The sequence below is a fragment of the Shewanella sp. 30m-14 genome (assembly GCF_052977125.1).
This window is the reverse complement of sequence record NZ_JBRILW010000033.1, coordinates 1-23,906: the sequence shown is the minus strand read 5'-3', so window position 1 is coordinate 23,906 and position 23,906 is coordinate 1. Positions and strand designations below refer to the sequence as shown.

Sequence of the window (23,906 nt, the reverse complement as noted above, 5' to 3'; positions counted from 1 at the left end):
CGGCTAATACTCATTGGTATATCGCATTTAAAAACCACCTTAACCTAGGTGGTTTTTTTATGTGAGCTTTACGTTAGAGGTTGCAAAACACCTTCACGCGCAGGCACGATAAGTACATTACTGCGAATACGGTTGAGTATTGATTCTGCCATATTTCCCACCACATAAGCATAAACGCCCTGACGCTGAACCGCGCCAAGCACTAAATAACGCACCTTATGCTTACAGGCTAATTGATAAATACACAGATCCGGTTCACCCACAGTAATATGGATACATTTAGGGTCAATATTGAGCTCATCAAACAATTCTTGATGTGTTTCCCGAGCTTTTCTTATCATTCCATGGATGTCGACAATTTCCATATCGTGGATCACCTGCGGCAATCGAATAACAAATGCAAGATGTAGCTCGCAGCTTGTGGCCTCAGCCAAAGCAACAGCCTGGCGAATAACGGCATGATTTAATTGTTTCTTTATCGTTTTGCTACTACCAAGATCTAACGCCATCATCACAGTATTATTGTTCTGTAGCGGATTATCCGTTAACAGCATTAATGGTATTCGGGTATGACGAATAAGACTCCAGTCCAATGGAAGATAATGATCAACGTGATGCACTCCTTTAACCATTAAATCGAAACCATGTCGCTTAGAGTGATGACATGCATGTTCTGACAGATCTTTACTCCACACACTATGGGCTGGCGTGTCTGCGGCATCGATACACTCTAACTCTTGCTCAACTTTCGCCATGCGCTGCTTCATCACATGTTTTTGTGCCACGGCAACAAACTTGGGATTGTAATACTCAGCATTACCAAAGTATTCAAAACTATAGGCAAATACCTCAGCACGCTTTCCTAGCACTCTAGCAAGTTCTATCCCCGCCGATATTGCGTTGACATGGGCCTCTTCTCTTTGGGAAATAATAAATACTTTGTCCATCGCTATCTCCGGTTACAACAACCTAGTATTAGCTTAGACAAATTTAATTGTTAATGCCGTGAAAACTGAATGATTGATGACCTAGGTCAAATGGTAAAAGGCGATGATAAATAAAAATAAAACATCAAAGTTAGTCGCGTTTTACCTATAAGAATCTGAAAGATAACTATTGCCTTCGGCCTTATTTCAGGTAACGTTATAGCTACATCAATTGAAAAAAGAGCATTACTATGAAGTCAGGTAAGCACGATGCACAGCTACTCAAACTCGCGTTAGAAATTGGTGTTGGCTATGCCAAGAAAAGAGGCTTTGCCGATTTTGGTCAAGGGATCTCTCCCAAAGACAAAGTTGAATGTATCTATCGATTACTGGTGCAAGATAATCTGATCCAAGCATTATCAAAAGATAAAGAAGATGGCCCCAATATGAAGCACAAATTAGTATTATGGATCAGTCGTCAATTGCCAGCCGATCATGAACTGCTTAACTAAATAAACCACGGCTAAAAGAGAAGGCTAATGAGCTTATAAAAATATAATATTCATTAGCCAAAGCAACTCACTATCCCTTTAGCTATTTAGCTAGCTGCTATAAAGGTTAATCCCTTTGCTTGTGGCAACAATGCATTCTAATCCGCTTTTCTGCATTCTTTTGCAAGTCGAGAGTGCCTGTTGGTGCTGCGTAAACTGGCCTACTTTGATACGGTAATATGTCTTTCCTTTAACTAACACTCGCTCGTACTTTGGAACGTAATGCCCTAATTGCGCACTAAAGCGGCTTTGCAACTCAAACCAAGTTGGCTCTATGCGAGAAAACTTATCCACCGATGATAACTGCAAAGCATAATCACCTTTTCCCCCTGAGGTTTTGGCGGAAACCTGAGCCTTCTTTTCATACTGGAGAACCTTTGCATTATTTTCAATAGGTTGTTCAGGCGCGCCAAGATAAGCTGATGCGTAACCTCTTAACGCTAGAGATTTAGGCACCTTGACTGTGGGTTCAATCGACTCAGCGGTTTTCAATTCACTCACTGGTGCGGCTGATTGCTTAGCCGCTTCAGTACTTCTAATGTCAGTACTATGCGGGCGACTCTCTTTTGTATTAGCAGCGGCAACGTGTTTATCCGCAGCCGCTTTGGAATTAGCTGAAGCTGTTGACTTTGGTGTTGCTGGCGTCTGCGTGCTGCCAGCAAGCATGGTGAGCTGTTCGACAAGTAACTTTAAGTCGCCTTCGATAACAATGAGTCGCGACAAGCCAGCCTTCATTTTATGCCACTCAGCGAGCTCAACCTCTAACAGCTCAATTTTATCTTTAAGCTGCTTTTGTTCCTCAATACGCTGCTGCTCAAGGTTTGCATCAGGCTGAGCTGCGCAGCCCAATAAGCTCATGCTTGCTAGCAATAACGCCGTTTGTAACTGGCTCACGTGACGATTTAACACTCTCATTTTAGATTCATTTCCAAAAACTGTTGCAGACAAAATATCGTTCTAATCTATTCTTATCGACTGATTAGGATTCAAACTCAAATTCAAAAGGCTCGACATTGCACTTCAAACCTTGCTGACTAATCTGTTTACAGCCATTTTGTGCCTGTTGCCTATGTGCAAAAAAAGCCACATTTAACGCGTAGCGCTTTGCGACTTTATCTTCGATATAAAACACTTGCTGGCTCATGGCATCATCATAATTATGTTTAACTAACTGCCAATATGTTTTGAGCATAGCAAGGGAATTAAATTTACCGAGATTCATCACATAACCTTTGGTCATCATGATCTCTGCAAAAGTAAAATCAGCGCCATTCATCACATCACCATTATTTTGCAGAGTGATCGCCATTTTAGACTCACCACGTAACTTCTTGCGTTCAAGGTAATTGGCATCAATAGACAGCTGATAATCACCAGGAATTAAATCGGTAAACAGGTAATAACCATCAAATTCGGTTTCTGTGGTCGCCACGATATCACCAGCACTATTCACTAAGTTTACCGTGGCATAAGGCGCAATAGATTCAGAACCATCAGCTTCACGTACATAAACTGTGCCTTCAACTTCTGCTGCGTTGACTACCGGAAAATCTAAGGTCTGTATATGCCCACGTCTTGGGGTGATTGACACCCCTGGAATAGAGGGAATTAGGAAAGGATCGCCTAGGCTTTTTTGATCAAGCACAATATCGGTTTTTTTCTGGCTAGACATAGAGGTTAAGATTGCCACACCATCTTTATTGCTGGTGCCGTAACGGTATTGCTGCACACCTTTGACTCTTGCCCCTTCGATAACCGCTTCACCCGCGTCAAACCGACCATTAAGGTTGTCATCTTCGAATACTCGTACCATCAGCGCTCCAGCCCCAGATAAGCTACGTGACGACATAAACACTTGTTCAGTATCTGGCTCATAGCCAAAGCTAAAACGGCCATACAAGCCTAATGACCAGTCGCCAGTATTATCATAAGAAACAGTAGAATTAAGACTGAAAGCATTGTGCTGCCAACTTAAGCTAGCACTGCTACTTAACAGATCCGTTATAGGATAGTAATCAAGCTCAAGTTCAGACTGTAGGTGAGTAGTAATTGGGATAGATAGCTCAGTAGAAAATCTAGAAATTTCAGCTTCTGGCTGAATAAAATAATCTAGTTTCACTCTGCTAAAAGCCCAACCAAAACTCTTTTGTAGCTGTAATTGGCCTGTAAGCGAGTCATCTAAAGATGCGTCATTAGAAGAATGCCCTGTATACCAAGTTAATTGGTTATTAATGTTCGCCCAGCGAGTATTCAACGCTAATAGGTTACCGAACTCGTCGTACTTAGCGCCCTTACTCGTTTGAGTTTGTCGCCAATGATTCCGATAATTTAAACGATAAGGAGAGCCTTGAAAAATGTAACCACTGTGGTCAAAATTATATTCAGTGTGTTGTTGCTGACTTAAATCTTCTAAGGTCTTTTCTGATGCCTTATAACGCAAGCTTAAGGATTGGTTACCGATTTGGGTTCGCCCTGAAACAGCAAATGTGCTGTCTTGATGGCCTTTAATTTGATAATCAGCATCAATAAGAAAACGTTCAAACAGATTAAAATTACCACCAATGGCATAAGTATCGACAGAAGTGCCCTGCTCTGATAACTGCTCTTGCACACCTAAATTAATCGATGCCCAATCAGTTAAACCGCGCTCATAGGTCGAGCTTAGCACCCAACCCGTTTCATTATCGTCAGGTGTACTAGAGATACCAGATAAACCTTTACCAATTTCAGCAAGCGAAACACTATAGCTGCTCTCGTTAGCTTTGAGCTTATTACTATCAACATAAACTTGTTTAGTTTCGGTTTTAACCTGTCCTTGCGGGCCATAAGCGATCATCTCAAATTGGTTATCACCATACAGTAATTCGATGTCGTTAAACTCATAGCGACCATTTTGCAAACTAAGCGCCTGCCTGATCAGTAAACCGTTTTGATATAGCTCTATATCCCAGCCAGGTTGAATATCACCACTTAGATTGATGGTTCTATTGTTGGCTGATACACCAGTTTTATCATTAGTTATTGAAACACCTCGACTTTGACCGAGCGTGCCATCAACTCCAACGCTCACAGGAGTAATATCACCCAATCTAAATTCTGTCGCCTTTAATGGGCCAAGCAAGTCCCCCGCAGCCGATTCTTTTGATAAGGTTAAACGTAAGTCCGTCAATGCATCGTGACTATTGCCGCTGGCATAAAACTCACTACTTAAGAATGCGAAATCATGACCGCCAATTATCGAGTAACTTTGATAATTGTTGTGTTCTGTCACTGCAGCGTTAACCTGCACATCGACTAAAGGAGAAGATATCGCTTGATAATTAGATTCTTTCCAAGGCAATACAGCCTCTCTATTGCGACTTACAGCTTGATTTAGTTGCCGTTTTTTTCGCGCTAACCTTTGTTGTACAGGTAACGGCGAGGAGCTGCTAATTTCTACCTTTAAATCTGAAAAGCTATAGTCAAAAGTGATACCAAACCACTGTTCAATCTCATCGCCAGCAATATAAATATCATCAGCCATAAGGGTGTAATGACTAGGTTCTAATTTGAAATCCTGCTGGTTAACCGAGACATTAACGACTTCCTCCCCCGCTTCAGGTAGGCGCATTAAAAATTGACGAGTCTCATCTAAATACCAGCCTTTAACTATGCGATTGTCAAAGTCCACTTCAATTGGAAAATCAATTAACTCAAATAGCCCCATTAAACTAAATTGCGCATTCTGCTTACTTTTGATAGCAAACACATCTGACAAATAATGATTATCGACATAAAGAGATAGCAGTAACTCCTCCCCTTCGGGAATACCCAACTGCTCGCCGGAGAGTTCTACGTTTACACTAGTGTCATCAGTTGTAGATGCTAAAACTGCAGCTTGGGATTGTAGCTCCTGCAGTGACAAGCTGTAACTTTGCTTCAGCCTCGCTAAAGTGCGCGCAACGTCGGCATTATTTAAACTTGCAAGCTGAAAATTTTGCTCTGATTGAATAGCTACAGGTAAGGCCTGTTGAGACGATATAAAAGCAGTAAAAGCAGGCTGCGCACTTGCGGAGCCTGCATAGCTGAAAAGCAGAGATAAAAGTAATGCGTAACTTAGACGATAGCGCACTACTTTCCCTTAAATCCGAACAACAAAGTATTCACCAACTCTGGTCAACATCCACCACAAAAATAGCTAGTTGTTAGTAAATGCTTCTGCAGTTACAGCAAACTCTTTCTCCGCAAAAACCTGGCCATTAAATTCTTGCTGCCCTTCATAAACAATACGCAACTGGCCGTTAGACGGGGTGAAATCCTTGGCAATCCAAGCCATAGACTTAGTAGCTTGATTGACCTCTGGATATATATTGACGTTATTTAAGCGCGCAACAACTTGCTCAGTCCCTTGTTCATCTAGCCAATACGCAACTAAATTCCCGGCAGTAGAATATTCACCCGTTCGAGTTAAATTAACGTTCAATACGGTTTTGCCACTATGTTGATCAAAGCGCAATTCTTTTGCCGTAATCTCAACTTTAGGGTTAGCTTTCCCTTGCCTAACGATTACTGGCAGGCTGTAACTTAGCAAAACGTCCAAATTAATCGACATTTCACCATCTGACTTTTTAGCTCGTTTAGGGGGCAATGCTTCTAGCTTTAAATGCGAACGATACTCTCCATCAGCAAGATCTTTAGGGCGCCTTAGACCCAACCTAACAATCTGACGCTCATTAGGCTTCAAAGTCACCTGCCTCGGACTAAAGCGCAGCATTTTGCTAGCTGATGGATAGCCAATTGCCTCTTCTGCTGTTAGCTCTTTATAACCACCATTAGAAACCGCTAATTTTTCTTGCCATTGCAGACGATATGTTTTGATCTCTGAACTGCTATTTATTAGCACAATTTCATGGGCCCGTTCTCGCCCCTCAAAAGCCACGCGGATCGGCGAGACCAGTAAGCTGGCTTGAGCAGAATTGATAAGTGACAACATACACGCTGACACAACAAGAGCAGCCTTAAATAAACTCTTAAACATAGAAAAAACTCAAACCAGTAAAAACGCAAATTCGCTTTGGTGGCATACCAAAGCCCTGTTAAGCCCACGATACAAACTCTTGGTTTGCTGATGGATTTAATAACTAATATCTAAATAAAAAACGGCTTGGTAAGAAGTATTCAAATAATGCTTACCATTACCTGAGGTCATCAACTTGCCACCCATTTGAGTGATAGCCATACCAGCACTATCTGTACGAATATTCGGCTCAATATAGATCTCACTTAAGGTGAATTGTTCAGTATCTCCTGATGCAACAGTGGTTATAACAGGCAACATTGGAGTAATTGAAAGCTCTACATAAGGTGGGTAATCAGTAATGACCATTTCAGCTGCTTGCCCGGGCTTAATGATCAGCAGCTGCCCTGAAGAAGTGCTATGGCCATAGGTAGGCACTACCACACTACTTTGAATGCTGTTATCACGTATCACTATGGTGCCAAACGATAGCGGCTGCTCAAAATACACATCTGCACTTACGTCAAAAATGACCGTTGTTAAAACCAAAAATAAAATAGATTTCAAAGTTAGCCTTTTATGTAAGGTGGCTAAACATATGTTTCGCCACCTAAGTCTATTTTAACTTAGTAGCTAACAGTAATTGGAAAAGTGCCGGTAAACTCACCATCTTGATACTGTCTATCAACTACGTTGGTGCCAGCGACATTCACATCTGTCGTTAACGTGCCACCAAAGTTAAAACTTGCATTTCCTTGACCGTCTGCAGTCAACTTATTTGTATCATGAACATAAAGCGTGCCATCATTATCGCCTGAAGTAATAAATGCCGTAATAGCGCTTAACACAAACTTAGGTGATCCTGGAGGTGCAGAAGCCGCAACAACGTTAGTCTTATCAGCCGCTTCCGGCAAGGTCACACTCAGTTCAGAGTAAGGTGCAACACCTGCAACTGTTACTTCACCAGGTTCACCCGGTACTAGTGATCTAATGGTTGCCGCATTTGCAGCACCATTAACCACTGTTGCCTGCTCAGTTGGGTTTGGCGACATTGTAATGCTGGCACTAACGCCATCAGCTACAGCTAGATCGACTACTGCAGTGATCTCACCAAAGTTCAATGGCTTAGCCACAACCATTTCAAAAGCATTCTTAACAGTAACAGAAGCTGTAGCATTCTCTGTTTCAGCAGCCATAACTGGCGCAGATGCAACCATAACTAATGCTAAGCCAACAGCTTTTGCCACCAAAGAAACATTTTTCATTTAAAACTCCATTTTACACATTATTGTATTTAATAAATGACGCCAAGGCTCACTTTGTTCAAATAAAAACCAGAAGTGACAAATATACCTAGCTAATATAAAAGTAGAACGAAACCAAATCGAAATAGCTAATCGGCATAATTAAAATTTACTTTAATTATTTTTAACAAAACAGATTAAAGTTACGAGAAATGATTTAAATCCGCTTACCTTCATAGTTAACTACGGCACAATATTGCCCTTCACTTTTTAATATCCGACATACTTTAGATGCCGCACTCTTACTCAAGTATGGTCCATAAACCAACCTTGAGAATTCTTTTCCCTTATGGGCAAAATCGAACTGAAGTGGTGCACCACCTGCTAACAATTTTTTAAAACGCTTTTGATAATTAAGCCAACCAGAACTTAAGTTGTTTGCATTAGAATAAGAAGAAAGGTGAATACCAAACTCTCTCACTTCTTTTTTAAATTCGGTCACCATATTATTATTGACTAAACTTTCTACGCTATTAATAGGTTGTGGTTTTAAAGCTGACTCTGTCGTCGTTATCACTTTTACAGGCTTATGCTGCAACTCTGAAATTTTACTCAGCTCAGAGATCAATAGCCCTAAATCTTCTTCATTATCCACTAGGCGTTCAATCGCAGGCTTAAGCCTCTCCCAGTCAGCTAATTGCAGCTTTATTTGAGATAGCTCAGCTGCTAATTCAGATGACGGAATTTGCTCTTGTTCTTTAGCTGAGCTAGTTGTTGAAAGAAAACAAAGTAAACTCCCTAGAACAAATACAGCCCTCCAACTAGAAAGTAAGCGCACAGCTCTAATCTTGTCTTTACCGAAACGCTTTACAAGCTTCACTTATTTAACTCTCGCATTAATTCAACAAGCCTTAATAAATAGTTACCGACAATATTTTGTCAACTTTTACTATATACCACTAAATTAATAAAACTAACAAAACAAAAAACCAATCAATACTATCCCCTAGCTAAAAACGAGCCAAAAATAACATAAACATTAAAACAAAAATCAGTAAGATAAAATTTGTGACATTAATCACTAATAAGCAGTAGCAAGTCGATAGTCTTAAAAGCCAGTAAACACCACAAAGTTAAGATGAAAAAACCAGAAATGTAAAAATCACGACAACTATAGCGCCACAGCTCAATTAAAAACCCATTAAAATATATAAGACCGAACATCATTAATAAGTGATTTATTATTTACGGGCATAACAAATGAATTTAGAACTAACAACATAAAAACAAGAAACAGCAATGACTAATAAACATCGAAAAACTAAAAATGACAAAATAATGACAAAATTGATTTTGGTAACAATTAATAAGAGGCTAACCATTTATTAAAGTGGTCTCAGCTAACTTGATGTTTTATCGAGCAGCTTATGGATGGAGAATATCGATATGGAACAAGTGATCTATTCCCTGTAGAAGTCGTACTGACGCAGATGAATAAAATTAACCCAAAAAAGCTGCTTCATAGTAAATGGACAGCCATTAAACCTAAAGAAAAGCAGAAGCATTTTATGGTCACTAAGGTGGAGTTTGATGAGGAGGGGGAAGTCAGCTTGTGCATTATTGAAGCAGTGCTGACTCGCACCGAATATCAAATTAATTGGCGCGAGCTAATGCAGCAGAGAAATTGGAACTTTGGTTGGAAGTAAAACGGTTCTAGCAGTGATACTTTGCCTAGGATTAGCGCACCTTACTCTTGGTTTTTTGCGCAGAACATTGACGCTGACCAGAGTTGGCATTGAGTTTTTGTTTCTGTTCTTTATCTAATGGCTTGGCAGCTAAATAGAGTGCTTGAGCGAATAAACCTTGATATGCCTTCATTTTATTTCCTATTAATTGCAACAAAAATAGACACAACAGTGTGCTTGCGGTCAAAGTAATCCTTATCCTATTATTAGTAAAATGAATAATAACTATCAACTGGATTCCATAAAAGCATGAACGTACAAATTAAGAGCTTACACTGCTTTATTACGTTACTTGAGGTGGGAAATTACACCCGAGCTGCTGAAAAGTTACACCTCACTCAGCCGACACTGAGCAAGATGATCCAGCGTTTGGAGGAACACCTAGAACAACCTCTACTTATCCGAAATAACCAAAAAGTCATTGCTACAGAAGCAGGCAGAATGCTTGAAAGTACCGCGAAGCAGATAGTGGGACAATGGCATAGGTTACAAGAAGATTTAAACAACTTAAATGGATTACAAACAGGGCAGCTTCGCTTAGGGGTATGTCCTATGATGGGAGAGATGATCATCAATCTCTTATCAGAATATCGAAAACGCTTTCCAAAAATAGAGATTAGTATTGTCGAGCTCGGCGGATATGGTGCGGAGCAAGCTCTGCTTAATGACACGCTAGATCTAACCTTTACCGCATTACCTACAACTCATTCACACGAGTTTGATAGCCATAACCTCAAAGGCTATCCCCTACTTGCTTGTATTCCGAAAGAGCATTTGCTGGCAAAGTCCAGAGCCATTACCTGGTCAGCTATTGAGCCTCATCCTTTTATTCTCTATAACGATGATTTTTCTCTGTCAAAGCTTATCCATAGGCTAAGCCGTAAGGCCAATGTAGAGCTTAATATTGCCGCTCAGAGTGGCCAATGGGATTTTATCGCCGCGATGGTAGAGGCTAAGATGGGCATAGCCATATTACCTAAGCCAATTTGCGATAAAATCGCCTCAAAAGAACTGTTATACCGACCACTATCACCAGCGCTAACATGGGATTTAGCACTGATTTGGCGTAAGAACTTACCACTTACCCCCGCAGCTGAGAGTTTCATCAATTTAAGTCGGGAGCTCAGCCCTAATAATCAGCTCGGTATAACGCCTGTGTAGCGTCAAGCAAAACGGTAGCCGTTTTTTCCTTGGCGCTTTACCTCATACATTGCACGATCGGCTTGTTCATAGGCAAAGCTAAAAGATTGATCTGAAAATAAACTGATCCCGATACTCATCCCAATTGTCACATGCCTATTTTCAACCTTGATAGACCCCATAAAAGCACTCAAGATCCTGTCTGCTATACAAGCAAGTAATGCTTTATCACTAAACTCAAACAGCACAACAAACTCATCACCTCCAAGCCTTGCGATTACTTGGGACTCTTGCACCTGCAGCTGCAGCATTTCTGCGATTTTAATTAGTAAGCTATCGCCAAACTTATGTCCATAGCGGTCGTTGTTAGCCTTAAAGTCATCTAAATCGATAAACATTAAGGCACCCTTTATTGAAGATTGACGCGAGCTATTAAACACCTCCATGATAGCTTGTCGATTGAACAGCTCAGTTAAAGGATCGCGATGAGCAAGCTTAGCTAACTCCTGCTCGTAGCGTTTCTCTTTCGTTATATCAACATGCGTCCCCATGATCCGTAATGGTTCCCCTCTCAAGCCAAATTCAATCACCCGCCCACGATCTGATACCCAAGTTACCGAGCCATCTTTATGCAACATTCTATGGGTCACATCGTAGGAGTCAGTTCTCCCCTTGATATGATCATCAAAGTTAGCGATCACCCAATCACGATCTTCTGGATGAAGATTACCTTTCCAGCTATCGATATGGGCTGCCAGTTCATCTATGGTGTAGCCGAGCAGTGACCCCCACTCCATATTAAACATGGTTAAATTACCGCTGGGAATATGCTGCTCCCACAAACACAAGCCAGTTCCATCTAACGCAGCATTGAGCTTTTGCTGTAAGGCTTTATTTTGGTCGCGTAACGAGGCATTTTCTTTGGTTAGTTCAGCCTTATCGCGCATTAACTCTGCCAACAGTTCGTCTTTATCAATCGAGGTCGTAATAAGCCTCTCCTTGGTTCCACGATTTCACTTACCTTAGCCATTTTTCAAAACAAATGAGCACACAAAATAGCAACAAACATAAAACATTAAAACCACAACAGCGAATAAACAGATACATGCAGTGTCGTTTTTTATATCCAAGCTGATTAATTTCGCTCATATCAGGCGCAAGTATTGTAAACTTCACTCCTGCTTTTATTGACCGCTAATATTGAATACATGATGCTTAAAATCGGAATTGCCGGAGCCGGGTTTTCAGGTGCTGTTATTGCCAATGAGCTCGCCAAAGCTGGCCACCAAATAACAGTATTTGAACCTCGCAAACATATTGCAGGTAATTGCTACTCTTCTCGAGATAGCGAGAGCGATGTAATGCTACATCACTTTGGCCCACATATTTTCCACACAGATAAAGCGCACATTTGGGACTATGTCACCCAACTTGGGCAAATGATGCCATTTACCAATAGAGTGAAGGCGGTGAGCAATGGTCAGGTTTACTCATTGCCAATTAATCTGCATACAATCAATCAGTTTTTTAATGCACAGATGTCACCCGCTGAAGCTGAGCAATTTATTGCTAAACAAGCAGATGGCAGCATTATGGAACCACAGAATTTTGAGCAACAAGCGCAAAAAATGATTGGTGAATCGCTGTACCAAGCTTTTTTCAAGCATTACACCATTAAGCAGTGGGGGCGCTCGCCTGATACGCTACCAGCGAGTATTTTAAAGCGCCTGCCAGTTAGATTTAATTACGATGATAATTATTTTAACCACCCATTTCAGGGAATGCCGATTGAGGGCTACACCCCGTTAATCGAAAAGTTACTCGATCACCCTAACATTACACTACAACTCGATTCGGCCTTTTGCGCCACAATGAAATCCGAGTACGATCATGTTTTTTTCTCAGGGCCGTTAGATGCGTATTTTGATTTTAAGCTCGGTAGACTCCCCTATCGAACCTTAGACTTTGATAAAGAAACCCATGAAGGTGACTATCAAGGCAATGCTGTCATTAATTATTGCGATAATAGCCAAGCCTATACGCGGATCAGTGAGCATAAGCACTTTACCCCTTGGGAGACACACTCAAGCACAGTGATTTTTAAAGAGTACAGTCGCGAAGCAACCGCAGATGACACTCCCTATTATCCAGTGAGGCTTAGTGAAGATAACACCTTACTTGAGCGCTATATCCAACTGGCTAAACAAGAAAAAAATATTACCTTTGTCGGTCGATTAGGCACTTATCGCTACTTAGATATGGACGTGACAATTGATGAAGCATTGACGGCCAGCCAAGTGTTCCTAAATACACTCGCAACCAAACAAACCATGCCAGCTTTTACTGCGCAATAGCGACATTTATAGAGCCATTTGATATGAAAAAATACTTAGTCATTGCCCGTGTAGGCGATAACTCCCTGCATCCGCATTGGTTAGAAAATGCAGTCCCTAATTTTGACTTATTCTTAAGTTACTTTGGCGATAAGCCTAATCATTACCAAGCTGAAGCGACTTATTATGAGCAAGTAAAAGGTGGCAAGTGGCCAATAATCCATAAGCTCGTTGAAGCCAACTGGGCGATCATATCGCAATATGATGCAGTCTGGTTACCCGATGATGACATCATGACTGACGCTAATACTATCAATAAGATGTTCAGTCTTTTTGATGGTTTTGGCTTAGCGCTGGCACAACCGGCACTGACCATGGATTCTTACTTCTCGCACTCAAGCTTATTGCGTCAACCACACTCAGTTTTGCGCTACAGTAATTTTGTAGAGGTGATGGTGCCCGTTTTTTCGGCCAGTGCGTTGATCACCCTAAAAGAGAGTTTGGGCCAAAGTCCATCTGGGTGGGGACTCGATGCCCTGTGGCCTCACCTTATTGCTAATACTGACTTCAAACGTATCGCCGTTATTGATGCAACGCCCGTTATTCACACTCGTCCAGTCGGTGGTGAGCTGTATAAACTTAACCCTGAGTTATCACCAGAGAAAGACGCGCTGCAGCTACAAAGCTTATACCCGCAGTTCAATATCTGTCGTCGTCATGGGCCAAATAAATTTAAAGTTTATAGTCAGATCTCGCAATCCAGCCAGTGTTCCTCAATCTTGGCGAGCATAAGAGGAAAATATCAAAGAGTCATTGCCAAACACAGAGCTAAAAAGCACGCCAAATTTAACCATAGTTAAAGTGGAAGCCCCGACAACCGTGTACCTTTGATACTGGTCAATTAAACGCCTGAAAACATATCTTGCCCTATAATTATTGACTATAGATAAAGGGACGAAGCAAAGCTGTACTGCTGGAGGCTATGTGGCAATTCAGGGGCTGACAACCGAGCAGGCACGGGAGCGGTTAAAGCAAAATGGGGCAAACTGCTTGCCTAAGCCGCTTAGGAATAGTTTTTTTAAACTGTTTCTTATCCAATTTCGTAGCGCATTTATCTATGTGCTATTGGTTGCAGTGATTGTTTGCTTACTCCTCGGGCAACTTATCAATGCTTTTTTTATCTCCATTGTTTTACTTATTAACGCGCTTATTGGCACGATTCAAGAATTTTCAGCTCAAAAAGCCGCCGACTCATTAGCGCATATGGTGCCGCAGCAGAGCCGCGTTATCCGTGATGGCCACCCAATGCTTGTTGATAGCAAAGATCTAGTGGCAGGTGACTGGGTCATACTCAACAGCGGCGATCGTATCGGTGCAGATATCAGCTTAAAACAAGCAAATTTATTTCAAGTTGATGAGTCAGCTCTCACAGGAGAGTCCGCCTCTGTTAGCAATAAAAAACAGGCTTTTGCTGGAACCTTAGTCACCCATGGACGAGCCGAAGGCGAGGTCATTGCGACCGGAGCCAATACTCAAATAGGGCAGATAGCCCATTTAGTCCACCAGGGCGGTAGCACCAAGCCACCGCTGATGCAAAGAATCGATCTATTCACTCTACGTATCGCGATAGCCATAATCATCATCATCGCGCTCATATTTGGCCTGACTCTACTTCGAGGCGCGCCGCTCTCTGACGTGTTCTTACTCGGCGTTGCATTAGCTGTATCTGCGATCCCTGAGGGGCTTCCGGCTGCCATTACCGTGGCTCTTGCTATCGGTATGAAACGAATGGCTAAAGCTAACGTGATTGTGCGCAAACTCGTTGCAGTGGAAGCACTCGGCTCTTGTACGTTTATCGCCTCCGATAAAACTGGCACATTAACGGTCAACGAGATGACCATTGGTCAAATTTGGCTTACTAATGAGCAGGTTTACCTTGTCTCCGGCGAAGGACTCAGCCCCATAGGTGGTGTGTATCCCTCTGGAGAACAGACTCAGGTTGACTTAATTCAACCTAATTCAGAGAGCAATCACTTAGTGGCAGGCAGCTTAACAAGTGAATCCACACTTAAGCAGTTAGTCACGGCGGGGACACTCGCTAATGAAGCGCACTTAGTTTTTGAGGAGCATCACGTGCACGCCGATGGTGATGGCGTCGATCTTGCGTTTCTTGTCTTAGGCCACAAGTTCAAACTCCCTTTCGATCCAGTACAGCAACGGCTGAACTTATTCCCCTATGAGTCAGAAAAAGGCTTTAGTGCCAGCATAGATAATAGCTCGTTAGGCCCTATGATCTCAGTAAAAGGAGCGGTAGAGAAACTTATCCCCATGTGCTCGATTAACAAAACGTTACGACAAAAGGTACTTAATCAAGCCCACATAATGGCGCAGCAAGGATATCGTGTACTAGCTGTCGCTCACGGCTTAGGTACTCCTATAGATGATCATTTTAGTGGGCTGAAACTTCTCGGTTTAGTCGCCATGAGCGATCCCCTTAGACCCGACGCTATCGAGGCCGTTGCAGCATGCCGAAAAGCGCACATTAAAGTCGCGATGATAACTGGCGATCACCCTGCCACCGCCCTCACCTTATCCAAACAACTTAAGATTGCAGATGAAACTGATAGTGCGATTACGGGGCCTGCACTTGAACAAGCAAGATTGCAGGATATCAATACATTTGACCGGCTTGTCGCCAATCATAGAGTGTTTGCTAGGGTCAAACCGCAACAGAAGATGGAGATCACTCAGTCGCTTATCAGGCAGGGAGAGTTTGTCGCCATGACAGGCGATGGCGTTAATGATGCCCCCGCCTTAAAACACGCCCATGTGGGAATAGCTATGGGACTTAGAGGTACTGATGTCGCCAGAGAGAGCGCCTCATTGGTGCTAACCGATGATAAATTTAGCTCCATTGTAAAGGGGATTGTTGAAGGTCGCGTCGTATATAACAATATTCGCAAGGTGATCTACTTACTGATCAGCACAGGTGCTGCAGAGATCTTGCTGTTTATACTCAGCGTGCTGTTCGCGCTACCTATCCCACTTTTCCCGCTGCAGATCCTCTGGCTAAATATTGTCACCAATGGGGTACAGGATGTTGCACTCGCCTTCGAACCTGCCGAAGGCAAAGAACTACTTCAAGCACCGCGGTCGCCTAAGGAGCCTATTTTCGATCGATTGATGCTCGAAAGGGTCTGTTCGAGCGCACTCACCATGGGGCTGATCGCATTTGGTTTATTTACCATATTACTGCAAACAGGCTCCAGTGAAGCAGAAGCCCGTAACCTCACGTTAATGTTGATGGTGCTGTTTGAAAATGTACATGCCCTCAATAGCCGCTCAGAACACAGGTCGATATTACAGATCCCTTGGTTTAGTAACCCAATATTACTTATCGGTATTGTCGTTGCACAGGGGATCCATATTGGTGCCATGTATACACCAGGACTCAGTGATGCGCTGCAAATCAGTCCAATTAGCCTCGGTCACTGGTTGATTTTGCTCGCTACCGCCTCAGTACTCTTTGTTGTAGATGAACTACATAAAAGGTATTGGCGTACCAAGCATCATCCGAAGGTCGCTGCGGCCATAGCGAGTCAACGACAAGAGTAGTCAGCTAGCAGCAGTCATCATTAGCTCTTAACTCATTTTGCAGCTTAGCTTTAGAACTAGCACTTTAGCTAAATCGGACTCACGGTAAGTACAAAATACAGGCCTTGGGCATCACCAAGGCTCGATTAGATATTAGACTTTATACAGCCAGACAACTATTCTCATACTAGTCGAGCTGGGGGTAAAATACAGATGCGTTTTCTCTATTTAGTTCTTGTATTGCTGGCTGTTACCCGGATTTTTGCGGTTATAGCCAAACGCTTAAATTTACCGCCGATTGTAGGCGAGTTAGTGTCTGGGATCGCACTGGGGTTATTCCTGTATCGTTTTCAAGACACATTTCCATTGCTGTGGGAAGTGACTCAAGGGGAAGCGTTTGAAGCGCTGGCCGATCTAGGGATGTTTTTCCTGATGCTATTGGCTGGCGTACGCATGAGCCCACTCGACTTTAAGAAGACCTCAAGCTCAGCCCCTGCTGTAGCGATCGGCGGCATGTTAGTGCCTATTATCTCTGGTACCTTAATAGGGCTTATGCTGTTTCCAGAATCCCCCTTTAAAACAGTTCAAAGTTGGTTCTTGGGAACGGCTCTTGCCGTTACGGCGGTGCCTGTCACCATTCGCATGCTGATGGAGTTTAACCGCTTAGATACCGAAGAGGGTAAAACCATTGTCGCCGCCGCGCTGTGGGACGATCTACTCAGCTTATTTATTCTCTCCTTATTGTTAGCCACTATTAGTAATGGGGGCACCCTATCTTTTACTCTAGATTTATGGGGCCCACTTTTAGCTAAAGTACTGCTCTTTTTCGTTATCACAATACCTGTCGGCTACTATTTATTTCCTTTTGTTGGTAGCTATCTCAAGTACACCAATATCCCTGATATTGATTTTAGTATGCTATTAATCGCCTCTCTGGGATACGCTGTACTCGCCGAAATACTGGGTTTACATTTTATTATCGGTGCCTTTGTCGCAGGTATGTTTTTCCATCCTGCGGTTGTGGAGCAAAAAGTATATGACCGCGTTGAGAGACAAACGTCGGGTATCACCTCAGGTTTTCTCGCGCCAATTTTTTTCGTGTCGATAGGGTTTCATTTAGACTTGACGTCACTGGCATCAATCCCTGGGTTTGTCGCTCTACTGATTACTGTAGCCTTGCTCAGTAAGCTCATTGGCGCTGGGCTATGTGCACGGGCTACGGGTCATAGTAGCCAAGAGTCACTGCGAATAGGCGTTGCAATGAGTGGCCGCGGAGCAGTTGAAATCGTTTTAGCGGGAGTCGCGTTACAAGCCGGGCTATTTAATCATCCAGACCCTACACCGCCCATCATATCTGGGCTATTTTCCGCCATAGTCATCATGGCGATAGCAACCAGCATTATCACCCCATTGTTGTTAGCGTTTTTAATTCGCTATCAGGGGGTCGATAAGTCCTGAAAGCAACTATATCCGATCTGTATAAAGTTAATCGGTATAGCGCTAGTCAGTATCAAGCCAAATCAGTATCAAGATATGAATGCCTAGCGAATTTTAGACAAAAAAATACCCACATTATGTGGGTATTTTTTAGGTCTAATTCGCTACGCTTTCACTCATCTTAACTGACCTTAAGTTAGGCTGCGAAGAAGTACACCAAGTTGCTAGGCTACCGGAGACACAACAAACAGTAACTCACCTTGAGAGACTTGCTGACCGTTACTGTTAAGAATACGCTCAATACGATACTGTTGATCTTCAGGGTAAAGTATCGCGTTCTTACGGTTAAAGCCTGCTAAGGTTACCTGCGAGAACATCTTCATTGCTTCTGTAAGCGCTAAAGTCTGATCGACAGTAACTATGTCGCCTTCTTTAACAAAGTCAGCTTCACCCGGTGCTGGAGAGGTATAGAAGATACCTGCGCCTTGAGCCATCACTTTAAGCTCATTACTTTCACCAACGCGAAGTGATGCAGTATCAACACCTACCGTTTCTGCCGCCGCTTCCATTTCAGCAATCATCTCTGGCACGTCTAGCTCTGCCATAAAGCGTGGTAGATAATTAGTATCGTATACGCCTTCGTTGAAGGTGCCATCTTTAAGGATGCGCGTGAGCAACGGAATGTTAGTTGCGATACCTTTTATCACCACTTGGTTTGCTAGGTAGTCGTGTAGCTTAACAATCACATCTTCACGGCTCTCACCACGACAGATAATCTGCGCAATCAAGCTATCGTAATAAGGAGAAACCTCTTTACCTTCGCCTGCAATTGAGATGATTTCGATGTCATCACGCTCTGGCATCTGGTACTCAGTGATTAGACCTGGGTACGGTAATAACTGTAATACGCCATTACTATCAAGAGCCGCTTTTTCAGCCGTTACACGCACTTCCATCGCATAGCCAATATCTTGTGGCTCAAGCTCGGCAATCGAGCGACCTGCTGCGATATCAAAACCAGCGCTAACGATATCAATGCCTGATGTTGCTTCAGTAACTGGATGCTCAACCTGTAAACGAGTGTTCATTTCCATAAAGTAGACTTCGTTCGCGTCTAAGTTATAGATAAATTCAACCGTACCAGCACCCATGTAATCGGTTGCGTCACCAAGTAGACGGGTGTATTCCATCACCTTTTGCTTAAGCTCATCTGGCAACATAGTTGAACCAGACTCTTCAACCACTTTCTGGTTATTACGCTGTACAGAACAGTCACGTAGGCCGAGTACTTTAGTATTACCAAACTGATCACGTAGTAACTGGACTTCAATGTGACGTAGCGAGGTTACATACTTCTCTAGGTACAAGTCACCGTTACCAAATGCGGCAGCTGCTTCAGTAGAGGTCTTTTGGAACAAGGAGATCATGTCACCTGGACGTTCAACAACCTGAATACCTTTACCGCCACCACCTTGTACCGCCTTAAGCAGTACTGGGTAACCGATTTCGCTAGCAACGTTTACCGCTTGCTCTGCGTTAGTCAAAATACCGTGACTACCCGGTACAACAGGCACGTTTTGCGCTTGTGATGTCTTAATCGCGTTCGACTTGTTACCCATAGTCGTCATGCTATGCACGCTTGGACCAACGAAATTAATACCGTTGTTGACACAAAGTGCAGCAAATTGCGGGCTTTCAGACAAGAAACCAATACCTGGGTGCAATGCATCCACATTTTCGTATTCAGCCACTTTAAGTACAGAATACGCGTTTAGGTAACTCTCATCAGAAGTGTTACCACCAATACAAACTAACTTGTCGTTGCCTTTTAGCATATCAGCTGGAACTGACGTCATATCAGGATCTGATGCGACCAATACCACATTGATATTATTGTCATGAGCCTTGCGGATAAGCTTAACCGCAGTACAACCACGAGCATGAACCAATACCTTGTCAATCGGCTTCATTAGTTGACGCGGATCATCCTGAACAATCACTTCTTCAGCAATCAGTCTTTCAGGAACCAACGTCGATACTGCACTACCAATCACATCAATAATCTTAGCCGTCGGCTTAGGCATTAACGGATCGATGCTTTGTAATTGTTCGTCAATCGTGTCACTAAATGGGTTCGTCACCAATGCATCCATCGCGCCAGGTACTTTAGACAAGTAGTTAGACAGCGTGGACGTAGACGGTAAGTAAGCTGGAACAACCATTTGGCCCGCAAACGGCATGTTAGTGCCAGACAGGTAATAAGTTTGTACCAGTGGATGTGTCACAAAACTTGCCTGTGCACCACCGGTACAATCACCATAACCAAACATCAATACTGGCAATTCGTTATCACGAATAAAGCGAGTAATACGATCGTTCACCACTGCCATAGAGAAAAGCGCGGCTGCACCTTCTTTAGTCTGCATACCACCTGAGCTGATGAAACAGATAACCGGTAGTCTGCGCTTAGCACACTCAATCAATAACGCGCTGAACTTCTCAGCTGCCGCCATATCGAATGCACCCGCCTGGAACGCCGTATTTGATACTGCAACACCCACGCGCATTGGCTGACCGTTATGATCAAAATCAGCAAGACCTGTGATTAAACCACATGGGCGAATGCCCTTGTCTAATGCATCTTCGATTGAAAGACGGAAACCGGGGAAGTTAAGCAAGTTAGCTGAAATCTTATCGCCGTTAATCTCTTCAAACTCAGAGAAAAACTTAGCGACAATTGATTCCCAACCCATTTTTCCTGCGCGTTTTTCGTCGCGAAGTACTTTCTGGATTAACAAATCTTGATAACCCATAGTCAAACGGTTCCAGAAGTCTTTACGACGACCGATACGAACAGGGTTAATTGCGCCAGTGTATTCACCGCTTTCTTCTTCGCTGTCAAAATACTCAGGCAGTAAACGCTCGAAAAAGTAAGTCAGAATAACAAATAGACTGTCGTTCAGTTGTGGGAAACCAACACTCTTCCACTGCTCAGTACGAGTCAGTAGTTCTGCGCGGTTTGACTGTGACATAAAGTACTTCAGCCACTTGTAGAACTTGTTCTTATCGTTAGCAACGTTTTGCGTCGATAGTGCACGGTCAATAGAGTCATGCAGCAAGTTATCAACCGAGTTACGTGACAAACTCTTAGACATCATGGCTTCTTTTGCGATAGACGCAAGATTACCCACAACGTTGTCGTAAAGCGCATCAAACACTAAAATGTTATGACATTGCCAAATAAAGTCTTCACGCAGCTCATCATGAACAATCACATCTAACACGGTTAGCTTGTTCAGTTCAGGCCAATCGGCTTGCGTCACTTCAGATGGAAGCGTCTCAAGATAATTAATCAGCCCTTTGAAGTTGTTCTCTGCGTTGCCTTTCCAGCGGTGGTATAGCGACCAGCTGATGTTAAAGATAAGCGCCTTACGGGCTTTCTTATAGTTCTCTTTTGGCTCACCCAAAATCAAACGCGTTAGCATATTACGCTCGGTAGACACATCATCACGCTTAGCGATGAAGTTACCCCATAGCTTGTTCAGCTCTTCGTCATAAACCAGTTTATCAGGGCTTGATAACCAAGACTGGAATACACGGTCTTGCTCTTGCTGAATACGCGCTAACAAATCACCTTCAGGCACGCTGACCTTAGATAGCCGACCGTACTGCTCTTGCGAGATAGAATGGATACGGCTACGCAGCGTTAGATAACGCAAGTAACGGTATGTACTACCAAACAGGTTCAAGTGCATTGTTGGGTTGTTAGCTACCGCAAGCTCAGCATTGAGCTCTAACGCTTCAAGATTCTTAGACGGGCTTAGGAAACGCGCTAAACTGCGGTCATAATGCTCACGCAGATCTTCTGACTCACGCACAAAGTTAACCGCTGCTTTTTCTACCGCTTCGATACTGCTAATAATTGCACGGCGTAAATTGTGCTGACGCTCATCTCGGTCTGATGGCGAGAAATCGATAATGCCATCGATACAACCAGAGGTATAAAGCTCTTCAGGCGATACACCAACTGACTTAGCACATTCCTGCCAAGACAAGTTGTATTTACGGGCAATGCTTTGCAAACCTTGTGGCTGGATGGTGTTAAAAATACCATCACGTAGCGATAACAAGATGTTTGCAGCGGCAAGTGGAATCGCGCCACCAGAGTAACCCGCACCGATAACTATACCCACAGTAGGTACGTCAACGTTCGCGCTCTCGGCAATCGCTTTAGAAATAGAGTGTGCTTGGTTCTGGCTGTTAGCTATTTCACCTGCATCGGCACCAGGCGTGTCGATAAGGTAAACAATCGGCATAGACAGCTCAGCAAAGTGGCGAATCGCTTTACAGCAAGCAATATGATGCTCAGGCATCCATGCTCCGTTTGCGGTTGTGCGTTCTTGCGCGACAAAACCGATACGGCGAGTACGAGATCCAAAATTCAGTTCAATCTCTGCACTATAAAAAGGGCCGATATGGGTTTCGGTAATGAGCTTACCTTTAAGATCCGCAATGATGCGTTTAGCACCCGGGCGATTTTTATCTTGAGTTGGTTGAATCACCTTAGTGACATAACCATCAACGTCTAACTGAGCCAAGTCTTTAAGATTAGCTTGAATCGCGTCATCGTCTAAAAGACCTTTAATCTCCTCTGAAAGCGTTTGCTTACTGTGCTCAGGAAACAGTGAAAAGTCTTTTGCTAACTGCTCTGCTTTTAGAAAAAGCGGGTCGGCAGTTTGCACTTGAGTCATGTTAGCGGGCTGATTTTTGCTGGTCATCGAAAGATCCTCTGCTTTAGCCTCTGAAATTTTTAGCCCGTAAATATAACTTTGTTATCCCGTCAATTGCTATTAAACTGCACTAGACGCTTTGTTCCATATTTGAGACAGTGGAGATAACATGCCTGATTTAAACGGTATGATGCTCTTTGCAGCGGTAGTTAGAGCCAAAGGTTTCTCTCAAGCTGCCCGTGAAATAGGCATGCCAAAATCAACCATTAGTCGTAAAGTTGCTCAACTAGAAGAGCAGCTTGGCGTGCGACTTTTACAACGAGATACCCGTAATTTAAGCCTGACTCAGGTCGGTGCGCTGTTTTTTCAGCATTGCTCCAGTATAAGCGATGAAATAGAGGCTGCCAAAGCCACAGTAGAAAATACCCATAACGACGTTTCTGGCTTATTGCGTATTGCTATTCCCGTCTCTTTTAGCCAAGAGTTAATTGCCACATTATGCAGTGGCTTTCTACGTCTATACCCCAATGTTGAGCTCGACGTGCAATTTACCGATAGTGATATTGGACTCGTAGGAGAAGGTTACGATATCGCCATCAAATATGGCCCATTACAGTCATCTGATTTAGTCGCAAGACTGTTATTTGAGCGCCAACCTATCTTGGTCGCAAGCCCTAGTTACTTAAAAATTCATGGCACGCCAGCAACACCACAAGATTTGGCTGAACATAGTGGTATTTTATTAGGGACCTCACGCTCTGCCCCTATCTGGCCGCTGGGTAAAGGCACCAGAAAAACCATGGTTAACTTTCAGCGAAAAGTGCGCGTTAACAGCGCGGTGATGGTCAAGCAACTCGCTATGGACGACTTTGGCATTGCCATGCTGTCAAACTCAGTGTGTAAGAACGAACTCGCAAGTGGCTCTTTAGTCCCCTTATTACAAGAATGGCCAATGGAGGCCTTTAAAGTATACGGTGTGTATTCGAGCAGGCGTCAGCTGGCCACTAACATCAGTGTGTTTTTAGACTTCTTCCATAAGCGCTTTACTAGCCAAGAGTCACTACAATCTATGATGATGTAATTGAGCTAGCGACAATGGGCCACTAACATCAGTGTATTTTTAGACCTCTTTATATAACATAAGCGCTTTACTAGCCAAGAATCACTACAATCTATGATGATGTAATTGAGCTAGCGACAATGGGCCACT

General features: G+C 43.2%; 18 protein-coding genes. 8 read left to right on the top strand and 10 right to left on the bottom strand.

The window, feature by feature from the left end; genetic code table 11:
* Positions 1 to 68: 68 nt before the first annotated feature.
* Positions 69 to 947, bottom strand: coding sequence for a universal stress protein (locus tag ACVBIU_RS18570; protein ID WP_447160896.1), 879 nt, complete (start codon positions 945 to 947; stop codon positions 69 to 71).
* Between the two features lie 230 nt (positions 948 to 1,177).
* On the opposite strand from ACVBIU_RS18570, the gene ACVBIU_RS18565 reads away from it, so the two are divergent.
* Positions 1,178 to 1,438, top strand: a complete 261-nt coding sequence (locus tag ACVBIU_RS18565; RefSeq protein ID WP_447164515.1) for a DUF5062 family protein — start codon at positions 1,178 to 1,180, stop codon at positions 1,436 to 1,438.
* 90 nt (positions 1,439 to 1,528) lie between these two features.
* Here ACVBIU_RS18565 and ACVBIU_RS18560 read toward each other — a convergent pair whose 3' ends face one another.
* The 6 genes from ACVBIU_RS18560 to ACVBIU_RS18535 form a co-directional block, all read right to left on the bottom strand.
* Positions 1,529 to 2,392, bottom strand: coding sequence for an SPOR domain-containing protein (locus ACVBIU_RS18560; protein WP_447164514.1), 864 nt, complete (start codon positions 2,390 to 2,392; stop codon positions 1,529 to 1,531).
* 64 nt (positions 2,393 to 2,456) lie between these two features.
* On the bottom strand, positions 2,457 to 5,588 hold the full coding sequence (locus tag ACVBIU_RS18555) for an SPOR domain-containing protein (protein ID WP_447164513.1): 3,132 nt from the start codon (positions 5,586 to 5,588) through the stop codon (positions 2,457 to 2,459).
* Positions 5,589 to 5,654: 66 nt separating this feature from the next.
* Entirely contained in the window at positions 5,655 to 6,494 is an 840-nt protein-coding gene (locus tag ACVBIU_RS18550; RefSeq protein WP_447164512.1) for a fimbrial biogenesis chaperone, read from the bottom strand.
* Between the two features lie 96 nt (positions 6,495 to 6,590).
* Positions 6,591 to 7,040, bottom strand: a complete 450-nt coding sequence (locus ACVBIU_RS18545) for a DUF4402 domain-containing protein (RefSeq protein WP_439267859.1) — start codon at positions 7,038 to 7,040, stop codon at positions 6,591 to 6,593.
* A gap of 59 nt (positions 7,041 to 7,099) precedes the next feature.
* Complete coding sequence (locus ACVBIU_RS18540) at positions 7,100 to 7,738, bottom strand: hypothetical protein (RefSeq protein ID WP_447164511.1); 639 nt, start codon at positions 7,736 to 7,738, stop codon at positions 7,100 to 7,102.
* Positions 7,739 to 7,934: 196 nt separating this feature from the next.
* Positions 7,935 to 8,597, bottom strand: coding sequence for an SPOR domain-containing protein (locus tag ACVBIU_RS18535; RefSeq protein WP_447164510.1), 663 nt, complete (start codon positions 8,595 to 8,597; stop codon positions 7,935 to 7,937).
* 610 nt (positions 8,598 to 9,207) lie between these two features.
* Here ACVBIU_RS18535 and ACVBIU_RS18530 point away from each other — a divergent pair.
* Positions 9,208 to 9,423, top strand: coding sequence for a TIGR02450 family Trp-rich protein (locus ACVBIU_RS18530; RefSeq protein WP_447164524.1), 216 nt, complete (start codon positions 9,208 to 9,210; stop codon positions 9,421 to 9,423).
* Positions 9,424 to 9,454: 31 nt separating this feature from the next.
* On the opposite strand, the gene ACVBIU_RS18525 is transcribed toward ACVBIU_RS18530, so the two are convergent.
* Positions 9,455 to 9,595: a hypothetical protein gene (locus ACVBIU_RS18525; RefSeq protein WP_447160893.1), complete on the bottom strand. Its 141-nt coding sequence runs from the start codon at positions 9,593 to 9,595 to the stop codon at positions 9,455 to 9,457.
* A 116-nt stretch (positions 9,596 to 9,711) separates the two neighbouring features.
* On the opposite strand from ACVBIU_RS18525, the gene ACVBIU_RS18520 reads away from it, so the two are divergent.
* Positions 9,712 to 10,623: a LysR family transcriptional regulator gene (locus tag ACVBIU_RS18520; protein ID WP_447160892.1), complete on the top strand. Its 912-nt coding sequence runs from the start codon at positions 9,712 to 9,714 to the stop codon at positions 10,621 to 10,623.
* 2 nt (positions 10,624 to 10,625) lie between these two features.
* Here ACVBIU_RS18520 and ACVBIU_RS18515 read toward each other — a convergent pair whose 3' ends face one another.
* Positions 10,626 to 11,549, bottom strand: a complete 924-nt coding sequence (locus ACVBIU_RS18515) for a diguanylate cyclase domain-containing protein (protein ID WP_447164523.1) — start codon at positions 11,547 to 11,549, stop codon at positions 10,626 to 10,628.
* A gap of 264 nt (positions 11,550 to 11,813) precedes the next feature.
* Here ACVBIU_RS18515 and glf point away from each other — a divergent pair, with 264 nt between their 5' ends.
* The 4 genes from glf to ACVBIU_RS18495 all read left to right on the top strand — a co-directional run bounded on the left by glf (position 11,814) and on the right by ACVBIU_RS18495 (position 17,987).
* Complete coding sequence (glf, locus tag ACVBIU_RS18510) at positions 11,814 to 12,956, top strand: UDP-galactopyranose mutase (protein ID WP_447164509.1); 1,143 nt, start codon at positions 11,814 to 11,816, stop codon at positions 12,954 to 12,956.
* A gap of 23 nt (positions 12,957 to 12,979) precedes the next feature.
* Entirely contained in the window at positions 12,980 to 13,795 is an 816-nt protein-coding gene (locus tag ACVBIU_RS18505; protein ID WP_447164508.1) for a hypothetical protein, read from the top strand.
* 124 nt (positions 13,796 to 13,919) lie between these two features.
* Entirely contained in the window at positions 13,920 to 16,550 is a 2,631-nt protein-coding gene (locus ACVBIU_RS18500; protein ID WP_447160889.1) for a cation-translocating P-type ATPase, read from the top strand.
* Positions 16,551 to 16,742: 192 nt separating this feature from the next.
* On the top strand, positions 16,743 to 17,987 hold the full coding sequence (locus tag ACVBIU_RS18495) for a cation:proton antiporter (RefSeq protein WP_447164507.1): 1,245 nt from the start codon (positions 16,743 to 16,745) through the stop codon (positions 17,985 to 17,987).
* Positions 17,988 to 18,190: 203 nt separating this feature from the next.
* Here the strand turns inward: ACVBIU_RS18495 and ACVBIU_RS18490 are convergent, their stop codons facing one another.
* A complete protein-coding gene (locus tag ACVBIU_RS18490) occupies positions 18,191 to 22,744 on the bottom strand; it encodes an ATP-binding protein (protein WP_447164506.1) in 4,554 nt (1,517 codons plus the stop codon).
* 121 nt (positions 22,745 to 22,865) lie between these two features.
* Between ACVBIU_RS18490 and ACVBIU_RS18485 the strand changes: the two genes are divergently transcribed.
* Positions 22,866 to 23,777 (top strand): LysR family transcriptional regulator, encoded by a 912-nt coding sequence (locus ACVBIU_RS18485; protein ID WP_447160886.1) that lies wholly within the window; start codon positions 22,866 to 22,868, stop codon positions 23,775 to 23,777.
* Positions 23,778 to 23,906 lie beyond the last annotated feature (129 nt).

Excerpts from the sequence above, each read along its gene's own strand:
- ACVBIU_RS18570 (WP_447160896.1), bottom strand. The coding sequence starts at position 947 with ATGGACAAAGTATTTATTATTTCCCAAAGAGAAGAGGCCCATGTCAAC.
- ACVBIU_RS18565 (WP_447164515.1), top strand. The coding sequence starts at position 1,178 with ATGAAGTCAGGTAAGCACGATGCACAGCTACTCAAACTCGCGTTAGAA.
- ACVBIU_RS18560 (WP_447164514.1), bottom strand. The coding sequence starts at position 2,392 with ATGAGAGTGTTAAATCGTCACGTGAGCCAGTTACAAACGGCGTTATTG.
- ACVBIU_RS18550 (WP_447164512.1), bottom strand. The coding sequence starts at position 6,494 with ATGTTTAAGAGTTTATTTAAGGCTGCTCTTGTTGTGTCAGCGTGTATG.
- ACVBIU_RS18540 (WP_447164511.1), bottom strand. The coding sequence starts at position 7,738 with ATGAAAAATGTTTCTTTGGTGGCAAAAGCTGTTGGCTTAGCATTAGTT.
- ACVBIU_RS18530 (WP_447164524.1), top strand. The coding sequence starts at position 9,208 with ATGAATAAAATTAACCCAAAAAAGCTGCTTCATAGTAAATGGACAGCC.
- ACVBIU_RS18525 (WP_447160893.1), bottom strand. The coding sequence starts at position 9,595 with ATGAAGGCATATCAAGGTTTATTCGCTCAAGCACTCTATTTAGCTGCC.
- ACVBIU_RS18520 (WP_447160892.1), top strand. The coding sequence starts at position 9,712 with ATGAACGTACAAATTAAGAGCTTACACTGCTTTATTACGTTACTTGAG.
- ACVBIU_RS18515 (WP_447164523.1), bottom strand. The coding sequence starts at position 11,549 with ATGCGCGATAAGGCTGAACTAACCAAAGAAAATGCCTCGTTACGCGAC.
- glf (WP_447164509.1), top strand. The coding sequence starts at position 11,814 with ATGCTTAAAATCGGAATTGCCGGAGCCGGGTTTTCAGGTGCTGTTATT.
- ACVBIU_RS18505 (WP_447164508.1), top strand. The coding sequence starts at position 12,980 with ATGAAAAAATACTTAGTCATTGCCCGTGTAGGCGATAACTCCCTGCAT.
- ACVBIU_RS18495 (WP_447164507.1), top strand. The coding sequence starts at position 16,743 with ATGCGTTTTCTCTATTTAGTTCTTGTATTGCTGGCTGTTACCCGGATT.
- ACVBIU_RS18490 (WP_447164506.1), bottom strand. The coding sequence starts at position 22,744 with ATGACCAGCAAAAATCAGCCCGCTAACATGACTCAAGTGCAAACTGCC.
- ACVBIU_RS18485 (WP_447160886.1), top strand. The coding sequence starts at position 22,866 with ATGCCTGATTTAAACGGTATGATGCTCTTTGCAGCGGTAGTTAGAGCC.